Origin of the sequence: Geodermatophilus sp. DSM 44513 (assembly GCF_032460525.1) — a bacterium.
Classification (GTDB): domain Bacteria; phylum Actinomycetota; class Actinomycetes; order Mycobacteriales; family Geodermatophilaceae; genus Geodermatophilus.
The window spans coordinates 2,288,426-2,312,275 of sequence record NZ_CP135963.1; the positions used below are offsets into that span (position 1 = coordinate 2,288,426).

24 protein-coding genes are annotated in these 23,850 nt (G+C 75.9%); 15 read left to right on the forward strand and 9 right to left on the reverse strand.

Going from position 1 to position 23,850, the window contains the following annotated elements:
* Nucleotides 1–18 precede the first annotated feature (18 nt).
* The 4 genes from RTG05_RS11100 to RTG05_RS11115 are packed head-to-tail and all read right to left on the reverse strand — an operon-like array spanning nucleotide 19 to nucleotide 5,159.
* Entirely contained in the window at nucleotides 19–1,143 is a 1,125-nt protein-coding gene (locus tag RTG05_RS11100) for an S-methyl thiohydantoin desulfurase family protein (RefSeq protein ID WP_166528677.1), read from the reverse strand.
* Complete coding sequence (locus tag RTG05_RS11105; RefSeq protein WP_208104908.1) at nucleotides 1,140–2,222, reverse strand: S-methyl thiohydantoin desulfurase family protein; 1,083 nt, start codon at nucleotides 2,220–2,222, stop codon at nucleotides 1,140–1,142. The genes RTG05_RS11100 and RTG05_RS11105 overlap by 4 nt, the downstream gene beginning before the upstream one ends.
* 2 nt (nucleotides 2,223–2,224) lie before the next feature.
* Complete coding sequence (locus RTG05_RS11110) at nucleotides 2,225–3,775, reverse strand: hydantoinase/oxoprolinase N-terminal domain-containing protein (RefSeq protein ID WP_166528678.1); 1,551 nt, start codon at nucleotides 3,773–3,775, stop codon at nucleotides 2,225–2,227.
* 31 nt (nucleotides 3,776–3,806) lie between these two features.
* Nucleotides 3,807–5,159 carry a purine-cytosine permease family protein gene (locus RTG05_RS11115; protein ID WP_166528679.1) on the reverse strand — a complete coding sequence of 451 codons (1,353 nt, stop codon included), beginning with the start codon at nucleotides 5,157–5,159 and terminating at the stop codon, nucleotides 3,807–3,809.
* 466 nt (nucleotides 5,160–5,625) lie between these two features.
* Here RTG05_RS11115 and RTG05_RS11120 point away from each other — a divergent pair, with 466 nt between their 5' ends.
* Complete coding sequence (locus RTG05_RS11120) at nucleotides 5,626–6,690, forward strand: alkene reductase (RefSeq protein WP_166528680.1); 1,065 nt, start codon at nucleotides 5,626–5,628, stop codon at nucleotides 6,688–6,690.
* A 256-nt stretch (nucleotides 6,691–6,946) separates the two neighbouring features.
* On the forward strand, nucleotides 6,947–7,792 hold the full coding sequence (locus tag RTG05_RS11125; RefSeq protein ID WP_166528681.1) for an NAD-dependent epimerase/dehydratase family protein: 846 nt from the start codon (nucleotides 6,947–6,949) through the stop codon (nucleotides 7,790–7,792).
* Nucleotides 7,793–7,967: 175 nt separating this feature from the next.
* On the opposite strand, the gene RTG05_RS11130 is transcribed toward RTG05_RS11125, so the two are convergent.
* The 4 genes from RTG05_RS11130 to RTG05_RS11145 all read right to left on the reverse strand — a co-directional run bounded on the left by RTG05_RS11130 (nucleotide 7,968) and on the right by RTG05_RS11145 (nucleotide 11,518).
* Entirely contained in the window at nucleotides 7,968–9,134 is a 1,167-nt protein-coding gene (locus tag RTG05_RS11130; protein ID WP_166528682.1) for an MFS transporter, read from the reverse strand.
* Entirely contained in the window at nucleotides 9,131–9,646 is a 516-nt protein-coding gene (locus RTG05_RS11135; protein WP_166528683.1) for a MarR family winged helix-turn-helix transcriptional regulator, read from the reverse strand. Before RTG05_RS11135 ends, RTG05_RS11130 begins: the two co-directional genes overlap by 4 nt.
* Nucleotides 9,647–9,784: 138 nt before the next feature.
* Nucleotides 9,785–10,693 (reverse strand): NAD-dependent epimerase/dehydratase family protein, encoded by a 909-nt coding sequence (locus tag RTG05_RS11140; RefSeq protein WP_166528684.1) that lies wholly within the window; start codon nucleotides 10,691–10,693, stop codon nucleotides 9,785–9,787.
* A 90-nt stretch (nucleotides 10,694–10,783) separates the two neighbouring features.
* Nucleotides 10,784–11,518: a GreA/GreB family elongation factor gene (locus RTG05_RS11145; RefSeq protein WP_166528685.1), complete on the reverse strand. Its 735-nt coding sequence runs from the start codon at nucleotides 11,516–11,518 to the stop codon at nucleotides 10,784–10,786.
* Nucleotides 11,519–11,889: 371 nt separating this feature from the next.
* Between RTG05_RS11145 and RTG05_RS11150 the strand changes: the two genes are divergently transcribed.
* The 11 genes from RTG05_RS11150 to heR all read left to right on the forward strand — a co-directional run bounded on the left by RTG05_RS11150 (nucleotide 11,890) and on the right by heR (nucleotide 21,753).
* Complete coding sequence (locus RTG05_RS11150) at nucleotides 11,890–12,264, forward strand: MarR family winged helix-turn-helix transcriptional regulator (protein ID WP_166528686.1); 375 nt, start codon at nucleotides 11,890–11,892, stop codon at nucleotides 12,262–12,264.
* Nucleotides 12,265–12,348: 84 nt separating this feature from the next.
* Nucleotides 12,349–13,032: a V-type ATP synthase subunit D gene (locus RTG05_RS11155; RefSeq protein WP_166528687.1), complete on the forward strand. Its 684-nt coding sequence runs from the start codon at nucleotides 12,349–12,351 to the stop codon at nucleotides 13,030–13,032.
* Nucleotides 13,029–13,376 carry a hypothetical protein gene (locus tag RTG05_RS11160; RefSeq protein ID WP_315912550.1) on the forward strand — a complete coding sequence of 116 codons (348 nt, stop codon included), beginning with the start codon at nucleotides 13,029–13,031 and terminating at the stop codon, nucleotides 13,374–13,376. The genes RTG05_RS11155 and RTG05_RS11160 overlap by 4 nt, the downstream gene beginning before the upstream one ends.
* Nucleotides 13,377–13,378: 2 nt before the next feature.
* A complete protein-coding gene (locus RTG05_RS11165) occupies nucleotides 13,379–15,433 on the forward strand; it encodes a V-type ATP synthase subunit I (protein WP_315912551.1) in 2,055 nt (684 codons plus the stop codon).
* 31 nt (nucleotides 15,434–15,464) lie between these two features.
* Nucleotides 15,465–15,686, forward strand: a complete 222-nt coding sequence (locus tag RTG05_RS11170) for an ATP synthase subunit C-like protein (protein WP_166528689.1) — start codon at nucleotides 15,465–15,467, stop codon at nucleotides 15,684–15,686.
* 1 nt (nucleotide 15,687) lies between these two features.
* Nucleotides 15,688–16,305 carry a V-type ATP synthase subunit E family protein gene (locus tag RTG05_RS11175; protein WP_166528690.1) on the forward strand — a complete coding sequence of 206 codons (618 nt, stop codon included), beginning with the start codon at nucleotides 15,688–15,690 and terminating at the stop codon, nucleotides 16,303–16,305.
* Entirely contained in the window at nucleotides 16,302–17,345 is a 1,044-nt protein-coding gene (locus tag RTG05_RS11180; protein ID WP_166528691.1) for a V-type ATPase subunit, read from the forward strand. The genes RTG05_RS11175 and RTG05_RS11180 overlap by 4 nt, the downstream gene beginning before the upstream one ends.
* Nucleotides 17,342–17,728, forward strand: a complete 387-nt coding sequence (locus RTG05_RS11185; protein ID WP_166528692.1) for a V-type ATP synthase subunit F — start codon at nucleotides 17,342–17,344, stop codon at nucleotides 17,726–17,728. Before RTG05_RS11180 ends, RTG05_RS11185 begins: the two co-directional genes overlap by 4 nt.
* 1 nt (nucleotide 17,729) lies before the next feature.
* Nucleotides 17,730–19,541, forward strand: a complete 1,812-nt coding sequence (locus RTG05_RS11190) for a V-type ATP synthase subunit A (RefSeq protein WP_166528693.1) — start codon at nucleotides 17,730–17,732, stop codon at nucleotides 19,539–19,541.
* Nucleotides 19,538–20,965: a V-type ATP synthase subunit B gene (locus RTG05_RS11195; protein WP_166528694.1), complete on the forward strand. Its 1,428-nt coding sequence runs from the start codon at nucleotides 19,538–19,540 to the stop codon at nucleotides 20,963–20,965. Before RTG05_RS11190 ends, RTG05_RS11195 begins: the two co-directional genes overlap by 4 nt.
* On the forward strand, nucleotides 20,962–21,753 hold the full coding sequence (heR, locus tag RTG05_RS11200; protein ID WP_166528695.1) for a heliorhodopsin HeR: 792 nt from the start codon (nucleotides 20,962–20,964) through the stop codon (nucleotides 21,751–21,753). Before RTG05_RS11195 ends, heR begins: the two co-directional genes overlap by 4 nt.
* A 25-nt stretch (nucleotides 21,754–21,778) precedes the next feature.
* On the opposite strand, the gene RTG05_RS11205 is transcribed toward heR, so the two are convergent.
* On the reverse strand, nucleotides 21,779–22,381 hold the full coding sequence (locus RTG05_RS11205) for a TetR/AcrR family transcriptional regulator (RefSeq protein ID WP_208104910.1): 603 nt from the start codon (nucleotides 22,379–22,381) through the stop codon (nucleotides 21,779–21,781).
* Between the two features lie 59 nt (nucleotides 22,382–22,440).
* On the opposite strand from RTG05_RS11205, the gene RTG05_RS11210 reads away from it, so the two are divergent.
* Together RTG05_RS11210 and RTG05_RS11215 are read left to right on the forward strand one after the other, a co-directional pair.
* Nucleotides 22,441–23,670 (forward strand): MFS transporter, encoded by a 1,230-nt coding sequence (locus RTG05_RS11210; protein WP_166528697.1) that lies wholly within the window; start codon nucleotides 22,441–22,443, stop codon nucleotides 23,668–23,670.
* The gene (locus RTG05_RS11215; protein WP_315912553.1) at nucleotides 23,667–23,798 is read left to right on the forward strand and encodes a hypothetical protein; all 132 of its coding nucleotides are present in this window, start codon (nucleotides 23,667–23,669) and stop codon (nucleotides 23,796–23,798) included. The genes RTG05_RS11210 and RTG05_RS11215 overlap by 4 nt, the downstream gene beginning before the upstream one ends.
* The last annotated feature ends 52 nt before the right edge of the window (nucleotides 23,799–23,850 follow it).

Below are 23,850 nucleotides of genomic sequence, written 5' to 3' on the forward strand. Positions count from 1 at the left end.
GCCCGGCGTCGGCGCAGGTCAGCCGCGGGGAGCGGCAGGGACGGCGTCCTCCGGCGTGGCCTCCACGGGCGCGAACCGGTGTCGGATGCCGAACGCTGCCGGGCCGAACGTGGCCAGCGCCTCCGGCGTGCGCATCAGGTCGGGGGTGGAGATGCCGACGACCGTCACCCGCTGCCCGTACCGCAGCCCCTCGGTGGTGATCGGCTCGGCGGTGTCCGCCTCCAGCACCACGATGAGGTCCGGGACGAGGCAGCGGACGTCGCCGTCGACGGTCGCGACCAGGTTCTCGTTCTGGAACTCGACGTCCATGGAGGAGTCCCCGCCAGAGGCGGCGAACCGCACCCGCCCCCGCGCGAAGCCCTCCACGGTGCGCCGTTCCACGTCGACGACCTTGCCCCGGAAGAGCACCCTCAGGTGGCTGTAGAGGGTCGGCCGCAGGGCCGTGCGCAGCGCCTCCACCGCGTCGTGGTGGGCCGCGCGGGCCTCGCGGATCGCGGTACCGAGCGAGAGGGCGAGCGAGATGGTGCGCGGCACCGCGGTCCGCTTCACGTCGGCACCGCTCATCGCGTACTCGGCGATGTGGCCGACGCCGCCGAGCCGGATGGTCAGCGCTCGGGCGAAGGACTCCATCCGGCGGTTGTCGGCGCCGGTGTCGATGATCGCGGTCTCGTCGTTCTCGCCCGCGATCGCCAGGGGCGAGCCGGCGACGCCGTAGACGGAGAAGGTCTCCATCTGGAGCTCCGGGAAGGCCCGGCCCATACCGTCGGCGTCGACCACCGGCAGTCCGGTCCGGGCGGCGACGAGCAGCGGGATCATCGAGTTGATCCCGCCGCACTCGATGGGCATCGTGGCCTGGGCCCGGCGACCGAGGTGCCGCTCGAGGGCGCGCAACGCGGCGACCGGCTCGGTCCCACGGGGGATCTTCTCCACCACCACGGTGGGGGCGCCCATCTGCGCGGTCGGGATCACCAGCGCGTCGTCATCGACCTCCTCCGGGTCGAGCACGGTGACCGGACCGGTCTCGGCCATGGCGCGCTCGACCAGCAGCCGGCCGATGAACGGGTCACCGCCGCCCCCGGTGCCGAGCAGCGCCGCGCCGCGGGCCAGGTCGGGGAGTTGGTCGGAGCTCAGCTTCCAGCTCATGCCACCGCCTCGCGCACCGCCCGCACCGGTTCGGTGTCGTAGCCGAAGTAGCGGGGACCGACCAGTTCCAGCCCGCCCTCGGTGTGCCAGCGCGGGTCGCAGGGCGCGGCCAGCACGCTGACCCGCTGGCCGAAGCGCAGGCCCTCGGTGGTGATCGGCTCCCCGGTGTCGCTCTCCAGGACGATGATCAGGTCCGGGGTGGTCGCCTCGATGCCCCCGTCGCGCTCGGCGATCAGGTGCTCGTTCTGGAAGTGCAGGACCACCCGGTGCCCGACGTCCTCGCCGAGCCCCTCGACCGTCCCCTCCCCACGGGCGAAGCCGGTGGCCGTGCGGCGGGCCACGTCGACGACCTTGCCCGTGTGCAGCACCCGGGCACCCAGGACACCAGCCACCGCGGCGACCGGGTCATCGTGTGCGGCCCGCGCCTCCCGGATGGTGCGGCCGATCCGGTCGCACAGCGAGAGCGTGCCGGCCACCCAACCCCCGCGCAGCTGCACGCCGCTCATCGCGTAGAGCGAGATGATGCTGGAGCAGCCCATGTCGATGGTCGCCGTCCGCGCCAGCCGCTCGGCCCAGTTGTTGTCCACGGTCTCGAGCACCCCCCGGTTGCCCTTCTCGTCGACGATCGCCATGGGGGTGGCGGCGACACCGGCGAGGGTCGGCAGCACCATCTGCAGCTCCGGGAAGGCGCGGCCCATGCCGTCGCCGTCCACCAGCGGCAGTCCCAGTTGGGCGGCGGCGACGAACGGGATGGTCGAGTTGACCCCGCCCGCCTCGATGCAGGCGAGGTGGGTCGGTGTGCGCCCGAGGTAGCGGGCCAGGGCCCGGACCGCTGATCCGACCTGGTCGACCGAGGGCAGCTTCTCCACCATCACCGTCGGCGCGCCCATCATCGCGACGGGCAGGACGACGGCGTCATCGGGGACCTCATCGACGCCCACCAGCGTCACCGGGCCGTGCTCGCGCAGGGCCGCCTCGGCGAGCAGCCGACCCACGTGCGGGTCCCCGCCGCCGCCGGTGCCCAGGACGGCCGCCCCGCGCGCGAGGTCGGCGAGGTCGTCAGCGGTGATCGTGCGCATCGTCAGGCTCCCATCAGCAGGTCGCCGACCGCCTTGCACCGGATGCGTGTGGCGTTGCCGGGCAGGTACGGGATCGGCACCTCGTCGAACTCGACGACGGCGACCGAGTGCGGCTCGGCGCCGGCGGCCACCGCACGGTCCACGGCCTCCTGCCGGGCCTCGTCCACCGCGGCGTCGCGGCGCCCGGGCTCGATCGCGTAGATGCGGTCCACCTCGCCGCCCACCTGGGCGATGGCCGCGCCGATCGCGTTGGCGACGGCGAAGTTCTCGGGCCGGTGGAGGGCGCCCATGCCCGGCAGCTCGTCGGGCAGCAGGATCGAGCCACCGCCCACAGCCACCACGGGCAGCGGCTCGGCGGAGGTCCGCATCCGCTCGATGACGTCGGCGACGTCCGCGGCGATCCGCTCCAGGGCCCGGCGGGCCAGGTCGGGATCGATCGACCGGACGAGGTCCGGGTCCCCGATGGCCGCGCGGCCAGCCGCGACCACCACGTCGGTCGCGGTCAGGGTGCGGCCGCCGAACACCAGCGCCTCCTGGGTGAGCCGGTGGCCCACCGAGTCCGGGCCCACGGTGATCCCGCCGCCCTCGCGGACCAGGCTGCCGCCGCCGATGCCGACGCTGAGCACGTCTGGCATCCGGAAGTTGGTGCGGATGCCGGCGACGACGACCTCGGTGGTCGCCTCCCGGGGGAAGCCGTTGGTCAGGATGCCCACATCACTGGTCGTGCCCCCGACGTCGACCACCGCGCAGCTGTCGAGGCCGGAGAGCACCGCCGCGCCGCGCATGGAGTTCGTCGGCCCGGAGGCGAAGGTCGCCACCGGGTACCGCCGGGCGAAGTCGACGTCCATGAGGGTGCCGTCGTTCTGGCTGAGGTAGATCGGCGCGGTGATCCCGTGCCCGTTCACCGACTTCGCCAGCCCCTCGACGATGCCCGTGGCCAGCTCACGCAGGGCCGCGTTGATGATCGTTGCGTTCTCGCGTTCCAGCAGCCCGATGCGCCCGATCTCGTGCGACAGCGAGATCGCCACACCCCCGCCGAGCTCCTCGGCCACGATCTCGGAGGCACGCTGCTCGAACTCGGTGTTCACCGGGGAGAACACCGAGGAGATGGCGACGCTGCGGACCCCGTGTGCGCTCATGTCCGCGGCGGCGCGGCGCAGCTCGTCCTCGTCGAGTGCCGAGATGTGCCGGCCGTCGAACTCGTGGCCGCCGTGGGCGAGGTAGGACCGACCCTTGACCGCCTCGACCATCCGCGCCGGCCAGTCGACCAGCGGTGGCAGCGAGGCGGTGGCGGGCAGGCCGAGGCGCAGGGCCGCGGTCGGGGCCAGCCGGCGTCCCTCCACGAGGGCATTGATGAAGTGCGTCGTCCCGATCATCACGGCCTGGACGTCGGCGGGGTCGAATCCCCGCTGTGCCTGGAGGCCGTCGAGGGCGCCCACGATGCCCGAGGTGACGTCGTCGCTGGTCGCCTCCTTCACCGCGGCCAGGACGGTGGAGCCCTGCATGAGGACTGCGTCGGTGTTGGTGCCTCCGACGTCGATGCCGATGCGCACGGCGCTCCTTATGTGTCTTGCGGTACGGGGATCACGAGGTGGCTGTCGGCTCGGCGACCGGGGCGGGCGACGGCTGCTGCTGCAGGTCCTGGGTCCGGGTGATCCCGACGCCGCGGATCAGGCCGATCTTGCCGGCCACGACGTACAGGGCGAAGGCCACCACGAGGGAGTTGACCGACGGCAGCCCCCAGGTGACGAAGTGGCCGATGAGGGCGGACGCCAGCCAGATCACCAGCGTCGCCGGGACCCAGGTCGGCGCCTCGTCCGGGACGGCACCCCGCTCCCGGGTCGCGTCCAGCACATTCCGCCACCGCCGGACGACGAAGTACTCGGCGACCATGATCCCGGCGATCGGCGGGAATGCGACGCCGAGCAGGATGAGGAAGTCGGTGAACCGCTCCAGGATGCCTCCGGCGGCCAGCACGCTGCCCACGACGCCGACCGCCAGGGTCACCGCCGCGCGGTTGACGCGCTTGCCGAAGACCGTGCCCACGAAGTTCACGATCCCGAGGCCAGAGCTGTACAGGTTCCAGTCGTTGATCTTCAGGGTGCCGAGGATGATCACCAGCGTCCCGATCCAGCCGACGGACGACGTGACGATGGTGATGATGTCGGCGGACTGGACGGCGTGGGCCAGCAGGACGCCGGACAGCCCGATGACGTACTCCCCCAAGGTGATGCCCACGACGGTCTGCTTCACCACGTCGGCGGAGGAACGGTTGAAGCGGGTCATGTCGGGGGTGATGACGGCGCCGACGATGAACCCGCCGGCCACCAGCGTGGTGCCCTCCATCAGGGACAGTTGCGGCCCGGGGGCAGGCGAGGCGATCAGCGTGCCGAGATCGTGGTCGACCAGCGTGGAGACGATCGACCAGCCGACGAGCACGAGGAACGCCGGCACGGTGATGTAGGCGACCCACTGCATCGAGCCGAAGCCCCACAGCACCACCATGGTGACGGCGAGGCCGAAGACGAGCGACCACCCCCAGACGGGGAGTCCGCCGACCAGCGAGACGAGGCCAGCAGCGGACACCGCGGACTGGATGCCGAACCAGCCGATGAGGCTGATCCCGATGGCCAGTCCGACGAGGGACGAACCGCCGTGCCCGAAGCCGGTCCACCGGGTGAGCAAGGAGGTCTGCATCCCCTCGCGGCACCCCATGATGCCGACGAAGATCGCGACGATCTCGAGGATGACCGCGCCCAGGGTCAGCGCCCAGAAGGCCTCCCAGAAGCCCATCCCGAACCCCAGCGCCGAGCCCAGCAGGAACTGGCTCAGCGCCGAGACCTGCCCGAAGCGCTGCACCGCGACCGACGGCCATGAGTAGCGGGCCTCGCGCGGGACCCGGGCGAGCGCGAAGTCGTCCGTGCCGACAGCAACCATGGGAGTCCTCCGGGGGAACGGGATGCCGGAGAGTAGAAGCGGCCCCGGGACGGACGCACTGTGCAGACGGCCCCGTCGGGTCGGCCGTCGCTGTGGACGGTGCACACTCCACGGGGTGTTGGGGCCGTCGTCCGGACATGCTCGTCACCTGCGCGTCACGTGCCAGCCGTGGGCACTCGTCTTCAGCCGTGTGCGAGTGAAGCCTGTCGCCCCTCGGACACCGGTCGTGGTGCTGGACCGCCATCCCGCGCGGTGCCCGCACCGGCCAGGCTCGTGAGCGCCCGTCCCATGACGACGTCCTCCCGGTGTGACAGCCGCCGCCGGTAGCCGGCTGCCCGACGCCCGGGGCGCCGGCAGGGCGCCGAGCCCCACCCCCCGCCGCGCCCGGACGCCGTGCGACGGAAGGATCCGGCCGGTCCCCGACTTACAGGTGGTTGCGAGTACAACCACCACGGAGGGACCCGTCTTGAGCACCGACCTGTTCGCGCCCTACCAGCTCGGCCCGTTCACCCTGCAGAACCGCTTCGTCATGGCCCCCATGACCCGCAACCGCGCCGGGGAGGGCACCGCCCCCACCGCGCTGAACGCCGAGTACTACGCGCAGCGCGCCGGCGCCGGCCTGATCATCACCGAGGGCACCCAGCCCTCCGCCGTCGGCCAGGGCTACCCGAACACCCCGGGCCTGCACACCGACGCCCAGGTCGCCGGCTGGCGCCTGGTCGCCGACGCCGTGCACGCCCGTGGCGGCGTCGTCTTCGCCCAGCTGATGCACGCCGGGCGGATCGGGCACACCTCGATCACCGGGCAGCGCAGCGTCGCGCCGTCGCCGGTCACCACCGCCGGCGAGGTGTTCACGCCCGAGGGCATGCAGCCGTTCGAGGAGCCGCGCGAGCTCGCCACCGACGAGCTGCCCGGTGTCGTCGGCGAGTTCGTCGACGCCGCCCGGCGCGCCCGCGAGGCCGGGCTCGACGGGGTCGAGCTGCACGCCGCCAACGGCTACCTGCTGCACCAGTTCCTCGCCGACAACACCAACGTCCGCACCGACGCGTACGGCGGCTCGCCCGCGAACCGGGCCCGGTTCGTCGTCGAGGTCGCGACGGCCGTCGCCGAGGCGATCGGCGCGGAGCGCGTCGGCATCCGGGTCTCCCCCGGTGGCGTCTTCAACGACATCGCCGAGACCGAGACCGAGGCCACCTACGCCGCGCTGGTCGAGGGCCTGGACCCGCTCCGCCTGGCCTACCTGCACATCACCGAGGGTCCGGAGACGTCCTTCGGCGAGGCCATCGCCAAGCAGTTCACCGGCGTGGTCATCGCCTCGACGGGCTTCACCGGCGCCTCGACGCTTGAGGCCGCCCAGCACGCCGTCGACAGCGGTCACGGCGACCTGTTCGCCATCGGGCGCGACTTCCTCGCCAACCCCGACCTGGTCGAGCGGCTGCGCGTCGGCGCCCCGCTCAACGAGCAGCGCCAGGACCTGTTCTACGGCGGCGGCGCCGAGGGCTACACCGACTACCCGCGGCTGTCCGCCTAGGGGGTCGGCAGCTTCCAGCCCACGGCGGACTCTCGGTCCGACCGAGGGCCGGAGCGGGGGTAGGCGCGGGCACTGTCGTGCTGTCCGGTGCACGGCCCCCGCTCCCGCCGTGGACGCCCCGCCACCCACCCCGCCCTCCCCGGGTCCCGTCTGCAGCGAGGACGCCACCCGGGCGGAGCGACCGGCCACCCCGGGGGGTGGCCGGTCGCCGGGTGCACCAAGCTGGCACCTGGACACCGATCGACGGGGAGGCCTCATGGCGCGGGTGGCGGTCACCGGCAGCAGCGGCAAGCTCGGGCGGGCGGTGGTCACCGACCTCCTCGCCCACGGCTGGGACGTGGTCGCCCTCGACCGGGTGCCGTCCCCGCGGGGTGACGTCGTCTCCTCGGTCGTCGACCTCACCGACTTCGGGCAGGCGGTCGAGGCGCTCAGCGGGATCGACGACCGGCACTCCGGCGTCGACGCCCTGGTGCACCTGGCCGCCGTCCCGGCGCCCGGTCTCGTGCCGAACGCGGCGATCTTCGCCAACAACGTGACGGCGTCCTACAACGCCTACGCCGCTGCCCTGCGGGCCGGGGTGCGCAGGGTCGTCTGGGCGTCGAGCGAGACCGTGCTGGGCCTGCCGTTCGACGAGCCGCCGCCCTACGTGCCGGTCGACGAGGAGTACGCCCCCCGGCCGAACAGCACCTACTCGCTGGTCAAGACGCTGGAGGAGGAGCTGGCCCGGCAGCTGTGCCGCTGGCACCCCGACCTGACGATGACCGGGCTGCGCTTCAGCAACGTCATGGACCCCGGGGACTACGCGCAGTTCCCCGGCTACGACGCCGACCCCCGACTGCGGCGCTGGAACCTGTGGGGCTACATCGACGCCCGCGACGGCGCGCAGGCGGTGCGCCGCGCCCTGGACCACGACGTGCCGGGCGCGGACGTCTTCATCATCGCCAACGCCGACACCGTGATGGCCCGGCCGACCGCGGACCTCCTCGCCGCCGAGTTCCCCGACGTGCCGGTCACCCGACCGCTCGGTCAGCACGAGACGCTGCTGTCGATCGACAAGGCACGCCGCGTCCTCGGTTACCAACCCGAGCACTCGTGGCGCTGACCGCCGACGGGCACGACGGGGCCGGCCGGCTGCGAGGACCGAGGCTCCTGACCGGCTGAGCGCGGCAGTGGATGCCGATCTCCGCCGCGGCCTCCTCCCGACCACGGTCAGGCGCGGGTCCGGGTCGCAGTGGAGTGCAGCCTCCGTCGCTGGTCCGCGGTGGCCTCGTCGGTCCTCAGGCCGGCGTGGTGCGGGGATCGCGGGAGAGGGCGGCGACGGCGATGCTCAGCGGGACGCAGGCGAGGAAGACGGCGTCGGTGCCCCAGGTGTCGGCGGCCGCGCCGGCGAGGGGTGGTCCGATGACGAGGCCGGCTCCCATGGCGAGCATGGCGGTGGCCAGGCCGGTGGCCGCAGCGTCGGGCACCAGTCGGGTGTTCCAGATGACCAGCAGGCCGATCGCGGCGATGAAGGCAGCGCCGTAGAACGCGGCGGACGGCAGGACCAGCCATCCGCGTCCGGTGGTGAGCAGCAGGCAGGCGGCGCCGAGTGCCAGCGCCGCCAGTCCGAGGAGCCGGGGTAGCGTCGCGCGGCTGAGGAGGGCTCCGACGGCGCCGCCGGCAACGCCGCTGAGGCCGACCACCAGCTGGAACACCGCGCCGCTGGAGCTGCCGACGGGAGCGGCTGCGGTGGCCGCCTGCACGCCGAAGGTCCAGTAACAGCCCCCCACGAGTCCGAGCAGGACCGCGGTGGTGAGCAGCCGGGGGCCCTGTCGGGCCGCCACGGGCCACAGCCGGGCGCTGGCGTCATCGGTGTCGACGAGCGGGCGGTGCGGGCCGAGCACGAGGGCGCACCAGGCGGTCACCGCCGCGGCCAGGACGGCGAAGACGATCCACACCGTCCGCCAGGAACTGCCCGCCAGCAGGCTCAACGGACCGGCCACGGCCACGCCGTAGCCGGTGCCGGAGTTGATGAGACCGTGCGCGCCCGGCCGCCGCCCGGCGGCGAGGTGGGTCTGGACGGCGGCGATGTAGGGCGGCCAGACCAGCGCCGAGCTGACGCCGGCCAGGGCGATGCCCGCACCCAGCGACACCGGGCCGGTCGCCGCAGCGCACAGCAGCATGCCGCCGGTCGCCGCCGCACCACCGAGGACGACGGTCCAGCGCAGCCCGCACCGCGCCACCAGCCGCGACACGGCCAGCGAGGCGACCAGGTAGCTGGCGTAGGAGCCGGCCCCGATGACGCCCAGGGCTGCCAGATCCAGGCCCAGGGAGTCGCGCATCTGCGGCAGCAACAGCCCATAGCCGTACCGGGACAGCCCGAAGGCGACGGCGACGACCGCCAGACCGGAGGCCACCACGGCCCAGGCAGCGGGCCGGTGCACCGGACGGCCGACGGCGGTCACGCCGACGTCCCGGGTTTCTCCAGCGGACAGCCCGGAGGCTGCCGGCAGGCGGCGCGGTCACACAGCCGGCAGGCCCGGTGGGACTGCACGCCCCGCCCGGACACCGAGGCCGTCAGCGCGCCGAGCAGCTCCTCCAGCTCCTGCCGACCGGCCTCGTCCAGGCCGTCCAGCACCGAGCCGATCGCCTCCTGGCGGGCGACCCGGACCCGGTCGGCGGTGCGGGCACCCTCCTCGGTGAGCCGCACCGTCACCGCGCGGCCGCCAGGACCGACCACCCGCCGGACCAGCCCCTGCTCCACCAGCCGATCGACCAGTCGCACACCGCCAGAACCCCCGACACCGACGGCGGCCGACAGCCCGCCCACGGACTCGCCGGGGTTCGCCTGCAGGTGTACCAACGCGGCCGCAGCGGCGCCACCGGCCGCACAGGCCTCCTCGGTCGCCTCGCGCACCCGATCCACCACCGCGAGCGCCACCACGCCCACCAGGTTCGCCAAGCGGTCCGCACCCACCCGCTGATCCTATCGCGGTTGACTGACTCAGTCAGTTGGCCTGGCACATGGCGGTCCCGGTCGACTCGGCGGAGGCGCGACGTCCGGCGGTCGCGGGCATGCTGGCGCCACACGCCCCACCCGTAGGACACCGGTCTGTCAGGAGCGCGCCAGCAGGCCACGCCGCAGCTCGTCCATGGCCTGCGCCAGGCCCACCTGCGGCGTCCAGCCCCACCCGCGCGCCCGGTCGCTGAGCAGCCGCCCGGTCCAGGCCGGCTCGTCGGTCCACTCCGGCGCGACGCCCAGCGCGTCGGTCACCGTGCCCAGGTAGTCCCGCCACGTCGCGGGCTCGCCCGCGACGATCACCGGGGTCGTCCCACCGGCCACGGGGCCCCGCCGCGGGTCGTCGGCGGTCGCGACGGCGCCGGTGGCGACGTCCGCCACCAGGGCCGCGAGGTCCTCGACGTGCACCCAGGCGAAGCTCTTCAGCGGGTTGACCCGGCGCTCCCCGTCGCGGATCTCCCGCGGTCGCAGCGTGTTCCAGATCGACGTGTCGCCGGCGCCCAGGATCGCCGGCGGCCGGACCAGCACGGTCGTGAGCCCGGTGACCTGCGCCAGCGCGGCGTCGGTGGCGTTCTTGGTGTCGGGGTGGTCACCGCTGCCCTCGGGCAGCAGCGCGCCGTCCTCGGCGACGTCCCCGACGCCGGCCGAGCGGTCGTAGACCCCGGCCGTGGACAGGTGCACCAGCCGGGCCACCCCGGCGTCCCGGGCCGCCCGGGCGAGGACCGGCGTGCCCTCGACGCCCACCCGGTGCTGCACCTCCCGCGGCGAGCCCATCGGGTGGACCGTCGTGACGACCGCGTCGGCGTCCCGGGTCACCGCCCGCGCGAGGTCCGCGTCGGTGGGGTCACCGACGTGCTCGGTGACCCCGTCGAGTGCGGGCGCGCTGCCCGCGCGGCGGACGATGGCGCGCACTCGCGCCGACCGCGCGACGAGCGCCCGGCACACCGCGGCGCCCACCAGTCCGTTCGCACCGGTCACCACGACGACGGGGGTGTCCTCGGCCATGCCGCCCACCCTGCCAGCGACCGGACGACGACGCCCCCGTGGAGGACGTCGTGGCGACCTCGGCCCGGACCCGACCGGCCGGGGTCCCGCTCAGGGCGCCACCGCCTCCCGTGCGGGCAGCGGACCCGGGGCCGGCAGGCCCGGGTCGACGGCGAGCACCTCGACGCGGTAACGCCCCCGCGGGGCGCTCACCACGGCGGACTCACCGGGAGCCCGCCCCAGCAGGGCCTGGGCCAGCGGGCCGGCCACCGAGATGCGCTCGGCGTCCAGCGCGGCCTCGGTGGGGTGGACGACACGCACGGTCTCGGGGCCCTCAGGGGTGCCGATGCGCACCCGGCAGCCGACCTCCACCCAGTGGACGTCGCGGTCGACGGGCAGCACCTCGGCCGAGCGCAGCACCACCCGGAGCGCCGCGACCTCGCTGTCCAGGTGCACCCGGGCGTCGAACAACCCGTCCGGGGGCAGGGCGGCCAGCTGCGCCCGGCAGTCGGCCAGCCGGCGCTCCAGCAGCGCGGCGCCGTCCGGGGTGAGCACCGGGTGGTCGCGGTCGACTCCGATGCCGACCTCGGTCACCAGCGCGGCCCCGAGCCGGTCCGCAGCCCGGACGGCCGCCTGGACCGCCCGGCGCCGACGGACGCCGGGGTCCACGGCATCCCGGTGGAGGGCGATGGCGGTCGAGCCCGTCGCCCCGATCTCCTCCAGCGCCGGCCGCACCCGGGCGGCGATGGCGGCGGCCTCGTCGAGCAGGTGCCGCGGCAGGGGGTCGGACGGGCGGTCCCGGGGAACACCGCGGTGCGGCAGGGCCACCAGCAGGACGAGGGGCACGGCCCGGTGGCGGGCGCGCCGGGCCGCCACCCGGGCGACCGGCAGTCGGAGGGCGCGTCCCGGAGGAAGGCGGCGACCGCGGCGGCGCTCACGGTGCGACCAGGGGGGTGGGCGCGTCCTGTGCCGGCTCGGGCACAGGCGTCGGTGCGGGGGTCCGGGCCCGGCGCGGCCGGTGGTCCTCACGCACGTGGTACTCCAGCACGGTGCGCTGCCCGAACCGGAGACCGCACAACGGACACTGGTAGCTCATCGCTGTCCCCACCTTCCGCATCGGCGTCGACAGGCCCAGAATAGCGAAACAGTTCTCGCGCAACAAGGTGCGCTTCTGGCGATCCGACCGGAGCCGGGGGCGTCCCGCCGAGGTGGTGGACATGCGGATCGACCCCCCCGTCGCCGACCCGACCCCGACGGCTGCTGCCGGGCGCGGCGCAGCCCGGCCGGGACGGTCCCGGCCGTGGACCCTGCTCACCCACCACGCGCAGATGCTGCTGGCCGTGGCCCGCCAGCCCGACGCGCGCATCCCGGACCTCGCCGCGGTGATCGGCGTGACGCCGCGCGCGGCCCTCACCCTGCTCCAGGACCTCGAGGACGCCGGCCACCTGCACCGCACCCGGGTCGGCCGGCGCAACCGCTACACCGTCCACCCGGAGTCCGCAGTGCTGGGGACCGGCCACGGGGTGCGCAGCGTCCGGCAGTTCCTCGCCGCCTTCGGGACAGTGACCGCGGACACCGTCGACACGGCTTGACAAGCGAAGCAAACTTCGTGCATTGTCGTGCTACGTCCAAGAGAGCGCGGACGCCGGTCCCCCACCGACGCCCAGGGAGGACGCGTGGACGCACCGACCCCCACCCGCAGCGAGCTGCTCGCCCGCCGCCGTCGGGCCACCCTGGCGGTCCAGGGCCGAGACCTCCTCCAGGACAAGCGCGCCGCCCTCGTCCGCGCCTTCCAGGCACGCAGCACCGCCCTGCTGGTGCGGCTGGAGGAACTGTCCCGCACCGCCGCCCGGGCCCACGCCCGGCTGGACCGGGCCCGCGCCGAGCTGGGCACCGAGGCGGTGGCGTCCGCGTCCTTCGCCGCCACCGGCCGGGTGGGCGTGCGGCTGACCAGCTCCTCGGTGGCCGGTGTCGTCGTCGTCGACGCCGAGCACGCGCCGGTGCGCCGCGACCCGGCCGCGCGGGGCTACGCGACCACCCTGGTCGACCCGCACGTCGACGCCGCCGCCGACGCCTACGAGCAGGAGGTCCAGGACCTGCTCGACCTGGCCGCGCTGGAGCTCACCGTCCGGCGGCTGGCCGAGGAGATCGCCAGCACCACCCGCCGGGTCAACGGCCTGGAGCACGTCGTCATCCCCCGGCTGCGCAGCGAGGCCCGGCGGATCGCCCTCGCCCTCGACGAGCGCGAGCGCGAGGAGACCGCACGGCTCAAGCGCGCCCGCGCCCGGGCCCGGCGCCGCGCCACCGCCCGGGCGACCCACCCCGTCCCCACCCCGTCCACCCCAGGGAGCACCCGGTGAGCACCGAGTCACTGCGCGCCGTCCGCGAGCTGGAGCACGAGATCGGGCAGCGGCTGGCCGCCGCCCGCTCCTCCCGCGCCGTGGTCGACCGCGCCACCGCGGAGGCCCGCCAGCTGGCCGAGGCCGCGACCGTCGAGGCGCGCGAGCTGGCCCGCCGCCGCGTCGCCGCACTGGTCGAGGACGCCGGACGCCGGGCGGCCGAGCTGCGGGCCGCCGGAACCCGGCGCGCGCAGCGGCTGCGGGCCGAGGCCGCCGCCCGGCTGGACGCCGACGTCGAGGACCTGCTGGCCGTGGTCGCGCCCACGCGTCCCCCCGCCTGGGCGCGCGGCACCAGGGAGGGCTGACCGTGCTGGTGCCCATGACCCAGCTCGAGCTGCTGGGCCACCGCGAGCAGCTCGACGAGGTGCTGCGCCGGCTGCAGCAGCTGCGCGCGGTGGAGGTGGCCGGTGCGGACACCCCTCCGGCCGGTGGCGCGCCCGCGCCCGCACCGGCCGGCGACCCGCCCGCCGGGGGACCCGGTCCGGAGCTCCGCGAGGTGGCCGACCTGCTGGCCCGGGTCGAGCGGCTGCTGGAGCTGGCCGCCCCTGACGACCCGACCCCGCAGCTGCCCCCGCCGGGGACGCCCGAGCCGCCCACCTCCGCCCTCGCCGAGATCGTCCGGCAGCAGGAGGACCGGACCGACGGGTTGCTGACCCGGCTGGAGCAGCTGCGCGCCGAGGGCGACGCGCTGCCCCGCAGCGCCGCCTCACTCGCCGCACTGCTGCCCCTGGTGCCCGAGCTGGCCGAGCTGTCCGACGCCGAGCTGGCCGACCTGCACCTGACCACGATCGCCCTGGTGCTCGACGACCCGGAGGGGCGGGTCGCCGGCGAGCTGCGCGACCAGCTGACCGACGCACTCGGGGACAGGTTCCTGCTGGTCACCGCCGCGGTCGACGGCGGCTCGGTCAGCTGCCTGCTCATCGTGCCCAGCGCCGCCGCGGCCGACGTGGAGGCCCTGCTGGGGCGCGACCGCATCGCCCGGGTCACCATGCCGGAGGCCTACGCGCACCGGTCGCTGGCCTCGACGGTCACCACGATGCAGGCCCGGCTGGCGGCACTGCCCGGTGAGCTGGCCCAGGCCGAGGCCGCGGTGCGCGAGGCCCTGGCGCCTGCCGTGCCGGCGCTGCGGCTGGCCCGCGGCGTGCTCGCCGCCCGGGCCGAACGACGGGCGGCCGCGGCACACGCCGACCTCGGCGAGCGCACCTTCGCGCTGCGGGCCTGGACGCCGCGGGCCCACGTCACCGCGGTCGCCGACGCGCTCACCGGCCTGGACCGCCCGGTCGTGGTCGCCGAGGTGCGCGCCCGCGAGCGCGTCGGCACCCCACCGACGCTGCTGCGCAACAGCCGGCTGTTCCGGCCCTTCGAGCGGCTGGTCGGCTTCCTGTCCTGGCCGGGACAGGGTGGGCTGGACCCGACCGGGCTGATGGCCGTGGTACTGCCGCTGCTGTTCGGCATCATGGTCGGCGACGTCGGCTACGGGGTGCTCCTGGTCGCGATCGGCTGGTGGGCCCGGCGGCGCTGGGGCCGCCGCAGCCAGGTCGCCGACGACGCCGGGCGCATCCTGGTCGCCGGAGGCGCCTGGTCGGTGGTCTTCGGCGCCCTGTACGGGGAGCTGTTCGGCGACCTCGGCCGCTACGCCCTCGGGATGCCGGCGCTGTGGTTCTACCGGGGCGGGCCGGACGCGCTGACCCCGCTGCTGCTGTTCGTGCTCGGCGTCGGCGTGGCCCACGTCGTCCTGGGACTGCTGCTCGGGCTGTGGACGGCGGTCCGCGAGCGGCACGGCGGCCACGTCGCGGAGCGACTCGGCACCCTGCTGGTGCTCTGCGGCCTGTTCGCCCTCGCCGGCGTCGCGGTCCAGGCCCTGCCCGGCGGCGCGGTCCCCCCGGCGGTGGCCGCCGTGGTGGTGGGCATCGTGCTCACCTCGGTGGTGCACGGGGCGCTGGGCGCGCTGCTCGGGCCGCTGGAGGTCATCGGCGCCATCGGCAACGTGCTGTCCTACTTGCGGCTGGCCGCCGTGGGCCTGGCCTCGGTGTACCTGGCGGTCGTGGCCAACGAGCTGGCCCGTCAGGCGCCGCTGCTCCTCGGCCTGGTGATCGCGGTCTTCTTCCACGCGCTGAACCTGGCCCTGGCTGCCTTCAGCCCCATGGTGCAGGCGCTGCGGCTGCACTACGTGGAGTTCTTCGGCACGTTCTACGAGGGCGGCGGGCGCGCCTTCGCCCCGCTGGGCGCCGGTCTGCCGGCCGCCGCGGCGATGGCGCCGCCCACCGTCGTCCCGGCCGAGGTCGCGGGACCCGCGACCGTGCCGGCGCAGGCGGCCACCGAGCCGGGGACCGGGGTCCTACCCGAACCAGCCCGGTCCTGACCCCCACCCGACCGACAGGAGGACACCTGCCATGGAACTCGGACTGCTCGCCATCGGTGCCGGTCTCGCCGTGGGCCTGGCCGCGCTCGCCGCGGGCATCGCCCAGGCCCGGATCGGTGCCGCGGCGATGGGCGCCATCGCCGAGAAGCCGGAGCTGACCGGCCGCGCCATCCTCTTCGTGGCCCTGCCCGAGACGACGGTGATCCTCGGCTTCGCCGTCGCGGCCATGATCATCCTGCTGCTGGGCGGTTGACGTGGGCCTGACCGACCTGCTGACCGCCCTCGACGAGGAGGCCGCCGCCGAGCTCGAGCAGGCCCGGCGGCAGGCCGAGGAGGAGGCCCGCCGGATCGCCGCCGAGGCGCGGTCGGCCGCCGACGCGCTGCGGGCCGGGGCGCTGGCCGAGGCGGAGGCGGAGGGCCGCCGGGCCGCCGCCCGGCTGCTGGCCCGGGCCCGGGCGGAGGTCGCCGCCGAGTGGCGCGAGGCCCGCGAGGAGGCGCTGCGGGAGGTGCTCGACCGCACCGAGGCCCGGCTCGCGGGACTGCGGGACTCCGCCGGCCACGACGCGGTGCTGGCCGCGTGCCTGGCGGAGGCCCTCGCCGCACTGCCCGCTGCGGTGGTGGTGCACGTCGACCGGCGTGACGCCGACCTGGCCGGCCGGGAGCTGTCGCAGCGGGACGGCGGGTCGCCGCCGGTGCGCGCCGACCTGGACACCTGGGGCGGCTGCGTGGTGGCCGACGGCGCGGGCCGGTTCGTCGACGACACCCTGGAGACCCGGCTGCGGTCGGCCTGGCCCGCCTGGCGGGCCGGGGCGGCGGCCCGCTGGGCGCAGGCCGCGGGCACCGGGGACGGCGGCCCGGCGGTGCGGCCGTGAGCCGGCCGGACCTGGTCACGGGCAACACCCGGCTGCGCGCCCGCCGGACCGCCCTGCTCGACGCCGGGCAGCTCGCCCGGCTCGCCGAGCGGGACCGGGCGGGCCTGGCGGCCGACCTGCGCGCCACCGCGTACGGGCCCCTCCTCGGGTCCGGGCCGGTGGACCGGCCGGCGCTGCTGCGGGCGGTCGAGGAGCGCCGGCGGGAGGCGCTGCGCGGGGTGCGCACGGTCTACCGCGGCGAGGCGGCCGAGGTCGTCGGTGTGCTGCTGGCGCGCTACGACCTGGCCGACACCCTCACCCTGCTGCGCGGCGCGGCCCACGACCTGCCCGACGACGACGTGCTCCCGGCCCTGCACTGCGTGGGGGCCCTGACCCCGGCCGGCGCGCGGCACGTGGTGGCCGAGGAGGCCGAGGCGGTGGTGCACCGGCTGGCCGCCGCCCGGCTGCCGGACCCGGAGACCGCGGCGGCCGCCCGGCGGGCGTGGGAGCGGTACCTGCTGCACGGCGACCTCGCCGAGCTGGAGCTGACCGTGGCCCGGGCCGCCACCGCCCGGGCCGACCGGCTGCTGGCCGCCGTCGGCCGCCCGGCCGCCCCGCTGCGCGCCTTCCTCGCCGCCGAGCGCGACGCCGCCAACCTGCTCACCGCCCTGCGGCTGGCGCGGGCGGGCACCGCCGACCCGGGCGCCGTGCGGGCACAGCTGCTCCTCCCGGGCACCGTCCCGGAGCGGGTGCTGCTGGCCGTGGCCGCGGGCGGCGACCCGGGGGCCGCCGCGCCCGCCGCCTGGCGGGCGGACCTCGCCCGGGCCCTCGGCACCGGGGACCTGCCGGGCCTGGCGCGCACGCTCGAGCAGCGCCGGCTCGCCGCGGCGGCCGCCGGCTGGCGGACCGGCGACCCGCTCGGCGTCGCGGTCCCGCTGGGCTACGTCGCCGCCGTGGAGGAGGAGGCGCGCCAGCTGCGCGAGCTGGTCACCCTGGCCGCCGGGCCGCGGTTGCGCCCGGCCGACCCCGCGGCGCGCGAGCCGGTGGGGGTGGCGGCGTGAACGCGGGCGGGCCGGTGGGCACGGTGCCCCCCGCCCCGGAGGAGTGGCCGGCCGACCTGCTGGTGCTCGCGCCGCCGGACACCGCGGCCGGGTTCCGGCTCGCCGGCACCCGCACGGTCGCCGTCGACGACCCGGCCGCCGCCCGGCGGCTGGTCGAGGCCGAGGTCGCCGCCGGGTCCGGCGGCGTGATCGCGGTCGCCGAGCGGCTGTGGGCGGCCCTGCCGGCCGGCGTCCGTGCGGAGTGGGCCGCCCGCACCGTCCCCCTGGTCGTGCCCCTGCCCGCGGAGGAGGACGCGGCCGCCGCCGCCCGGCGGTCCCGGGTGCAGGAGCTGCTGGCCCGGTCCGTCGGCTACGAGATCACCTTCACCCCGGAGGAGACCTGACATGAGCTCCGACACCGCCCCGGCCCCGACGGGCACCTCTCTCGGCGACGCCGCCACCGGCCGCCTGGCCCGGATCGCCGGCCCGGTGGTCACCGCCGTCGGGCTGCCCGGCACCCGGCTGTTCGACGTGGTGCGGGTCGGCGCCGACGGCCTGCCCGGGGAGGTCATCCGCATCGAGGGCGACCGGGTCACCATCCAGGTGTTCGAGGACACCACCGGCCTGCGGGTGGGCGACCCGGTCGTGGACACCGGCGCGCCGCTGCTCGCCGAGCTCGGCCCCGGGCTGCTGGGCAGCATCGTCGACGGCACCGGCCGCCCGCTGACCGTCCTGGCCGGCAGCACGCCGGACGGCGGCGTGGCCCGGCCCTTCGTGGCCCGAGGCGCGGACCCGCCCCGGCTGGACCGCACCCGGCGCTGGGACTTCCGCCCCGCGGTCGCCGTCGGCCAGCGGGTCGGCCCCGGCGACGTGCTGGGCACCGTGGCCGAGACGCCCGCGCTGGAGCACCGCGTGCTGGTGCCGCCGGACGTGCGCGGGACCGTCACCGCCGTCCACCCGGGGCCGGCCACCGTCACCGACCCGGTCGTCGCCGTCGACGGCGAGCCGGTGGCGATGCTGCGGCGCTGGCCGGTGCGCGAGCCCCGGCCGGTGCGCGCCCGGCTGCCGCTGGACCGGCCGCTGGTGACCGGCCAGCGGGTGCTCGACGTCCTGTTCCCGGTCGCCGCCGGGGGCAGTGCGATCATCCCGGGCGGTTTCGGCACCGGGAAGACGATGACCGAGCAGGCGCTGGCCAAGCACGCCGCAGCCGACGTCGTCGTCTACGTCGGCTGCGGCGAGCGCGGCAACGAGCTCACCGAGGTGCTGCAGGAGTTCCCCGAGCTGGTCGACCCGCGCACCGGCGCGCCGCTGGTGCAGCGCACCGTGCTGGTGGCCAACACCAGCAACATGCCGGTCGCCGCCCGGGAGGCCAGCATCTACCTGGGCATCACCTACGCCGAGTACTTCCGCGACCAGGGCCACGACGTCGCGCTGATGGCCGACAGCACCAGCCGGTGGGGCGAGGCACTGCGCGAGGTGTCCACCCGGCTGGAGGAGATCCCCGCCGAGGACGGCTACCCGGCCTACCTGGCCTCCCGGCTGGCCGGCTTCTACGAGCGCTCCGGCCGGGTGGTCTGCCTCGGCGAGGGCACCGGGGACGGCGACCGCACCGGCTCGGTCACCGTGATCGGCGCGGTGTCCCCCGCCGGCGGCGACTTCTCCGAGCCGATCACGCAGAACAGCCTGCGGCTGGCCGGGGCCTTCTGGGGCCTGGACACCGCGCTGGCCCGGCAGCGGCACTACCCGGCGGTGAACTGGACCCGCAGCTTCACCCAGTACGACGTCACCGGCTGGTTCGACGCCGAGGTGGCGCCGGACTGGTCGGCGCTGCGGTCCTGGGCACTGGCGCTGCTGCAGCAGGAGGGCGCGCTGCAGGACGTCGTCCAGCTGCTGGGGGTGGAGGCGCTGGCCCCCGAGCAGCGGGTGGTGCTGCGCACCGGGCGGCTGCTGCGCGAGGCCTTCCTGCAGCAGTCCTCCTTCGACGAGCGCGACGCCAGCAGCCCGCCGGCGAAGTCGGTGGCCATGCTGCGGGTGCTGTCGGAGACGCACGCGGCCATGACCGCGGCGCTGGCCCGCGGCGCCCCGCCCTCGGCGCTGGTGACCGCGCCGGTGCTCGGCGAGCTGGCCGGCATGAAGCAGTGGGACGCCGAGCAGGCGACCGCCCAGGCGCCCGCGCTGGCCGCGCGGGTGCGTGCCGCCCTGGAGGGAGTGCGATGACCACCACCCCGACGACGACCACCGAGCCGCTCTACACCGTCGGGCACACCGCGGTGGACCGGGTCGCCGGCCCGCTGCTGGTCATCGACAGCGCCGACGACCTCGCCTACGGCGAGTTCGTCCAGGTCGAGACCGGCGGAGGCGCCCTCGGCGCCCCGGTCACCCGCCGAGGGCAGGTGCTCGAGGTCGACGGCTCCCGGGCGGTCGTGCAGGTGTTCGCGGGCACGGCCGGCATCGGCCGGGAGGGCACCACCGTGCTCTCCCGGGGCCGGCCGGCGCGCACCGGCGTCGGCCGCGACCTGCTCGGCCGGGTCCTCGACGGCGCCGGCCGGCCCCGCGACGGCGGGCCCGAACCGGTCGCCGAGGACGAGCGCGACGTCAACGGCCTGCCGCTGAACCCGGTGGCCCGCGACCACCCCGACGAGTTCATCGAGACCGGCGTCTCGGCGATAGACGGGCTGCTGACCCTGGTCCGGGGTCAGAAGCTGCCGGTGTTCTCCGGCTACGGGCTGCCCGCCGACGAGCTGGCCGCCCGCATCGCCACCGAGGCGCGGGTGCCCGGCGACGACGGGGCCGGCTTCGCGGTCGTGTTCGCCGCCATGGGCGTCACCCGGCGCACCGCGGACTTCTTCACCGAGCGGCTGGCGGCCAGCGGCGCGCTGGAGCACTCGGTGCTGCTGCTCAACCTCGCCGAGGACCCGACCGTGGAGCGCATCCTCACCCCCCGGGTGGGGCTGACCATCGCCGAGCACCTGGCCTACGAGCACGGGCTGCACGTGCTGGTGGTGCTCACCGACATGACCAGCTACTGCGAGGCGCTGCGGGAGATCTCCGCGGCCCGCGAGGAGCTGCCCGGCCGGCGCGGCTACCCCGGCTACACCTACACCGACCTCGCCACCCTCTACGAGCGCGCCGGCCGGGTGCGCGGGCGGCCGGGCTCGGTGACCCAGCTGCCCATCCTGTCCATGCCCGACGACGACATCAGCCACCCGGTGCCCGACCTGACCGGCTACATCACCGAGGGCCAGGTGGTGCTGTCCCGGGAGCTGAACCGCACCGGGGTCTCCCCACCGATCGACGTGCTGCCCTCGCTGTCGCGGCTGATGAACGCCGGCATCGGGGCCGGGAGGACGCGGGAGGACCACCGCGCGGTCGCCGACCAGCTGTACGCCTGCCACGCTCGGGGCATGGAGGTGCGCCGGCTGCTGTCGATCGTCGGGGAGGGGGCGCTGGCCGACGACGACCGCCGCTTCCTCGCCTTCTCCGCGGCGTTCGAGCGGGAGTTCGTCGGCCAGGGCGGGGGGCGGCGCAGCATCGCCGAGACACTGGACACCGCCTGGCGGCTGCTCGCGCCGTTCCCGGACGACGAGCTGACCCGCATCCCGGCGACGCTGCGGGAGCGGTACCGCCCGTCGCCGGCATGAGCGGCACCGCGCTGGACCGGCCCGCCGCCGTCGCCACGGGGGTGGACGACGCGCGGCTGGCCGGGCTTCAGCGCTGGAACCTGGCGCTGACCGTGCTGCACGCGGCGCAGGCCGCCGCGGTGCTGGTGCTGGCGAGCGGCTTCGCGATCACCGTGACGTCGTCCTTCCCGGCCGGTCCACCCGGGGCTCCGGTGCCGGCGCCGGAGCCGCTGGTCGACGTCGGCGTGGGGGCGGCGATCGCGGTCTTCCTCGCCCTCGCCGCGGTCGACCACCTGGTCACCGCCACGGTGGCGCGCCGGCGCTACGAGGACGACCTGCGGCGGGGCATCAACCGGTTCCGCTGGCTGGAGTACTCGGTCAGCTCGACGGTCATGGTGCTGCTGATCGCCGCCTACACCGGGATCACCGGGCTCAGCGCGCTGATCGGCATCGCCGGCGCCAACGTCGCGATGATCCTGTTCGGCTGGGTGCAGGAGCGGGTGAACCCGCCCGGGCGGACGCGGACGACGATGCTGCCGTTCTGGTTCGGCTGCGTCGCCGGAGCGGCGCCCTGGGTGGCGATCACCGCCAACATCCTCGGCGCCGAGCAGATCCCCGGCTTCGTCTACGGGATCTTCGGCTCGCTGTTCGTGTTCTTCGCGAGCTTCGCGGTCAACCAGTGGCTGCAGTACCGGGCGATCGGCCCGTGGCGCAGCTACGCCTACGGCGAGCGGGCCTACCTGGTGCTCAGCCTGGTCGCCAAGAGCGCGCTGGCCTGGCAGGTCTTCGCCGGGTCGCTGGCCACCTGATCCCGACGCCGCCGCGGCACCGCGGTCAGACCGGTGTGGCCCGGGCGCCCAACGCGCCGGCGGGCAGGCCCAGCAGCGCCTCGGCCCCGGCGGCGGCCAGCCGGTCGTGCTGCGCGCGGTCGAGGACGTGCAACGCGTGCAGCTGGACGGCGAGGCCGTCGACCAGCGCGGTGAGCGCGCGGGCGGCCTCCGCCGGGTCGGGGACGTCGAGCAGCCCGGCGCGGACGCCGGCCTCGATCACCCGGCGGGTGTGGTCCTCGCACGCGCGGTGGTGGTGGACCAGCGTGCCCGCCAGCTCCGGGTCCCTCGGCGCCTCCGCCCAGGCGTCCACCCACAGCAGGTAGTGCTGCTCGTCGGTGCCCCGGCACACCTCGACCAGCCGGGCCAGCGGGTCGCCGAGGTCGGCGCCCGCCAGCTCGTCGAGCTCCTCACCGGCCGCCCGGTCGAAGGCGGCGGCGAGCAGCGCCCCGCGCGAGGGGAAGTAGTGCCGGAGCAGGCCGTGCGCCACGCCGACCTCCGCGGCCACGTCGCGCAGGGTGACCGCGGCGAAGCCCTTGCGCGCGATGAGGGCCAGCGCCGCGTCCAGCAGCTGCTCGCGGCGGTCCTCCGGGGATCTGCGTTCGGCCACGGGACGAGGGTAGCGCCTGCTGTTGTCCATGTGGACAACACCGCGGTAGCCTGTTGTCCATGCGGACAACGACTTCACGCCGGGCGGCCACCGGCGCCTACGCCGGGATGGTCGTGGTCGCCGGCGGCAGCATGGTGGTCTTCCCGCTGTTCCCCGCGCTGCAGGATCGGCTGGGGCTGTCGACGGCGGCCCTGGGGCTGGTCGCGGCGGCCGGGTTCCTCGCCGCACTGGTCGTCGAACTGACCCTCGCCCCGCAGGCCGACCGGGGGCACGGCCGGTCCATGGCCGTCGTCGCGGCGCTGCTCGTGGCCGCCTCCCTGGCCTGGTCGGCGGTGGCCGCCGAGGCCTGGCAGCTGGTCGCCGCCCGGGCCCTCGGCGGAGCGGGTCTCGGGCTGTTCTCACCGGCCGCGGCGGGGCTGCTGATCCGGCGGGCGCCCGAGCGGTCCGGTGAGGCCCTGGGGCGGCTGAGCACGGCCGAACTCGGCGGCCTGGCCGTGGGCCCGATGCTCGCGGCGGTCGCGCTGCGCTGGACCGAGCCCGGCACGGTGTTCGCCGGCGCGGCCGCGGTCAGCGCGGTCACGGCGGTCGTCGTCGGCGTTCTCCTGGGTGGCGAGCAGCGCCCCGCCCCGGGGCACCGCCCCCCGGCGCTGGCCTTCGACCTGCTGCGCCACCGGCGGGTGCTGGGCGCGGTGCTGCTCGCGGTCGCGGTGATGGTGCCGGTCGGCGCCTACGACGCCATCTGGCCGCGGTACCTGGCCGACCTGGGCGCCGACCCGCTGCTCATCGGCCTGTCCTACCTGCTCTTCGCGCTGCCCTTCATGGTGGTGGCCGCACCGGCGGGCCGGCTCGCCGACCGGGTCGGCGGACCGGTCGCGTTCACCCGGGGCACCGCCGTCCTCGTGCCGTTCATCGCGCTCTACGCCGTCGTGACCGACCCGTGGGTCGCCACCGTCGCCGGGGTGGCGGAGTCGACGGTGCAGGCGCTGGCCCTCGTCGGCGCGGTCGCCACCATGGCCCAGGCGGTGGACCCGTCCCGGGCCGGCTCCGGCCAGGGGCTGGCCCGCGCCGCCGGGCTGGTCGCCGCGACGGCCGTGGCGGCCGCCTCGGGCGCGGTCTACGCGCTGGGCGGCCCCCTGCTGCTGTTCCTCGGGACGGCGGTCGCCGTCGTCCTGGTGTCCCTGGCCGCCTGGCCCCTGCTGCGCCGCGGCCGCACCGCGCCGGACGGGGTGCGCGCGGTCCCGGCCGCGACGGCCGGCCCGGCGGTCGCCCGGGCGGAGCGGTCCCGGTGACCGGCCGCACGGTCCTCGTGGGCGCCACCGGCGGCATCGGCGCGGCGACGGCCGCGCACCACGCGGCCCGGGTGGGCGAGCTGGTGACCGTGTCCGACTCCCTTTCACACGAGATGTGTTTCGTGTGATGATCTTCTTATGAATGAGCGTGTGGAGGACACCGCCCGGAGGCGGGCCGCC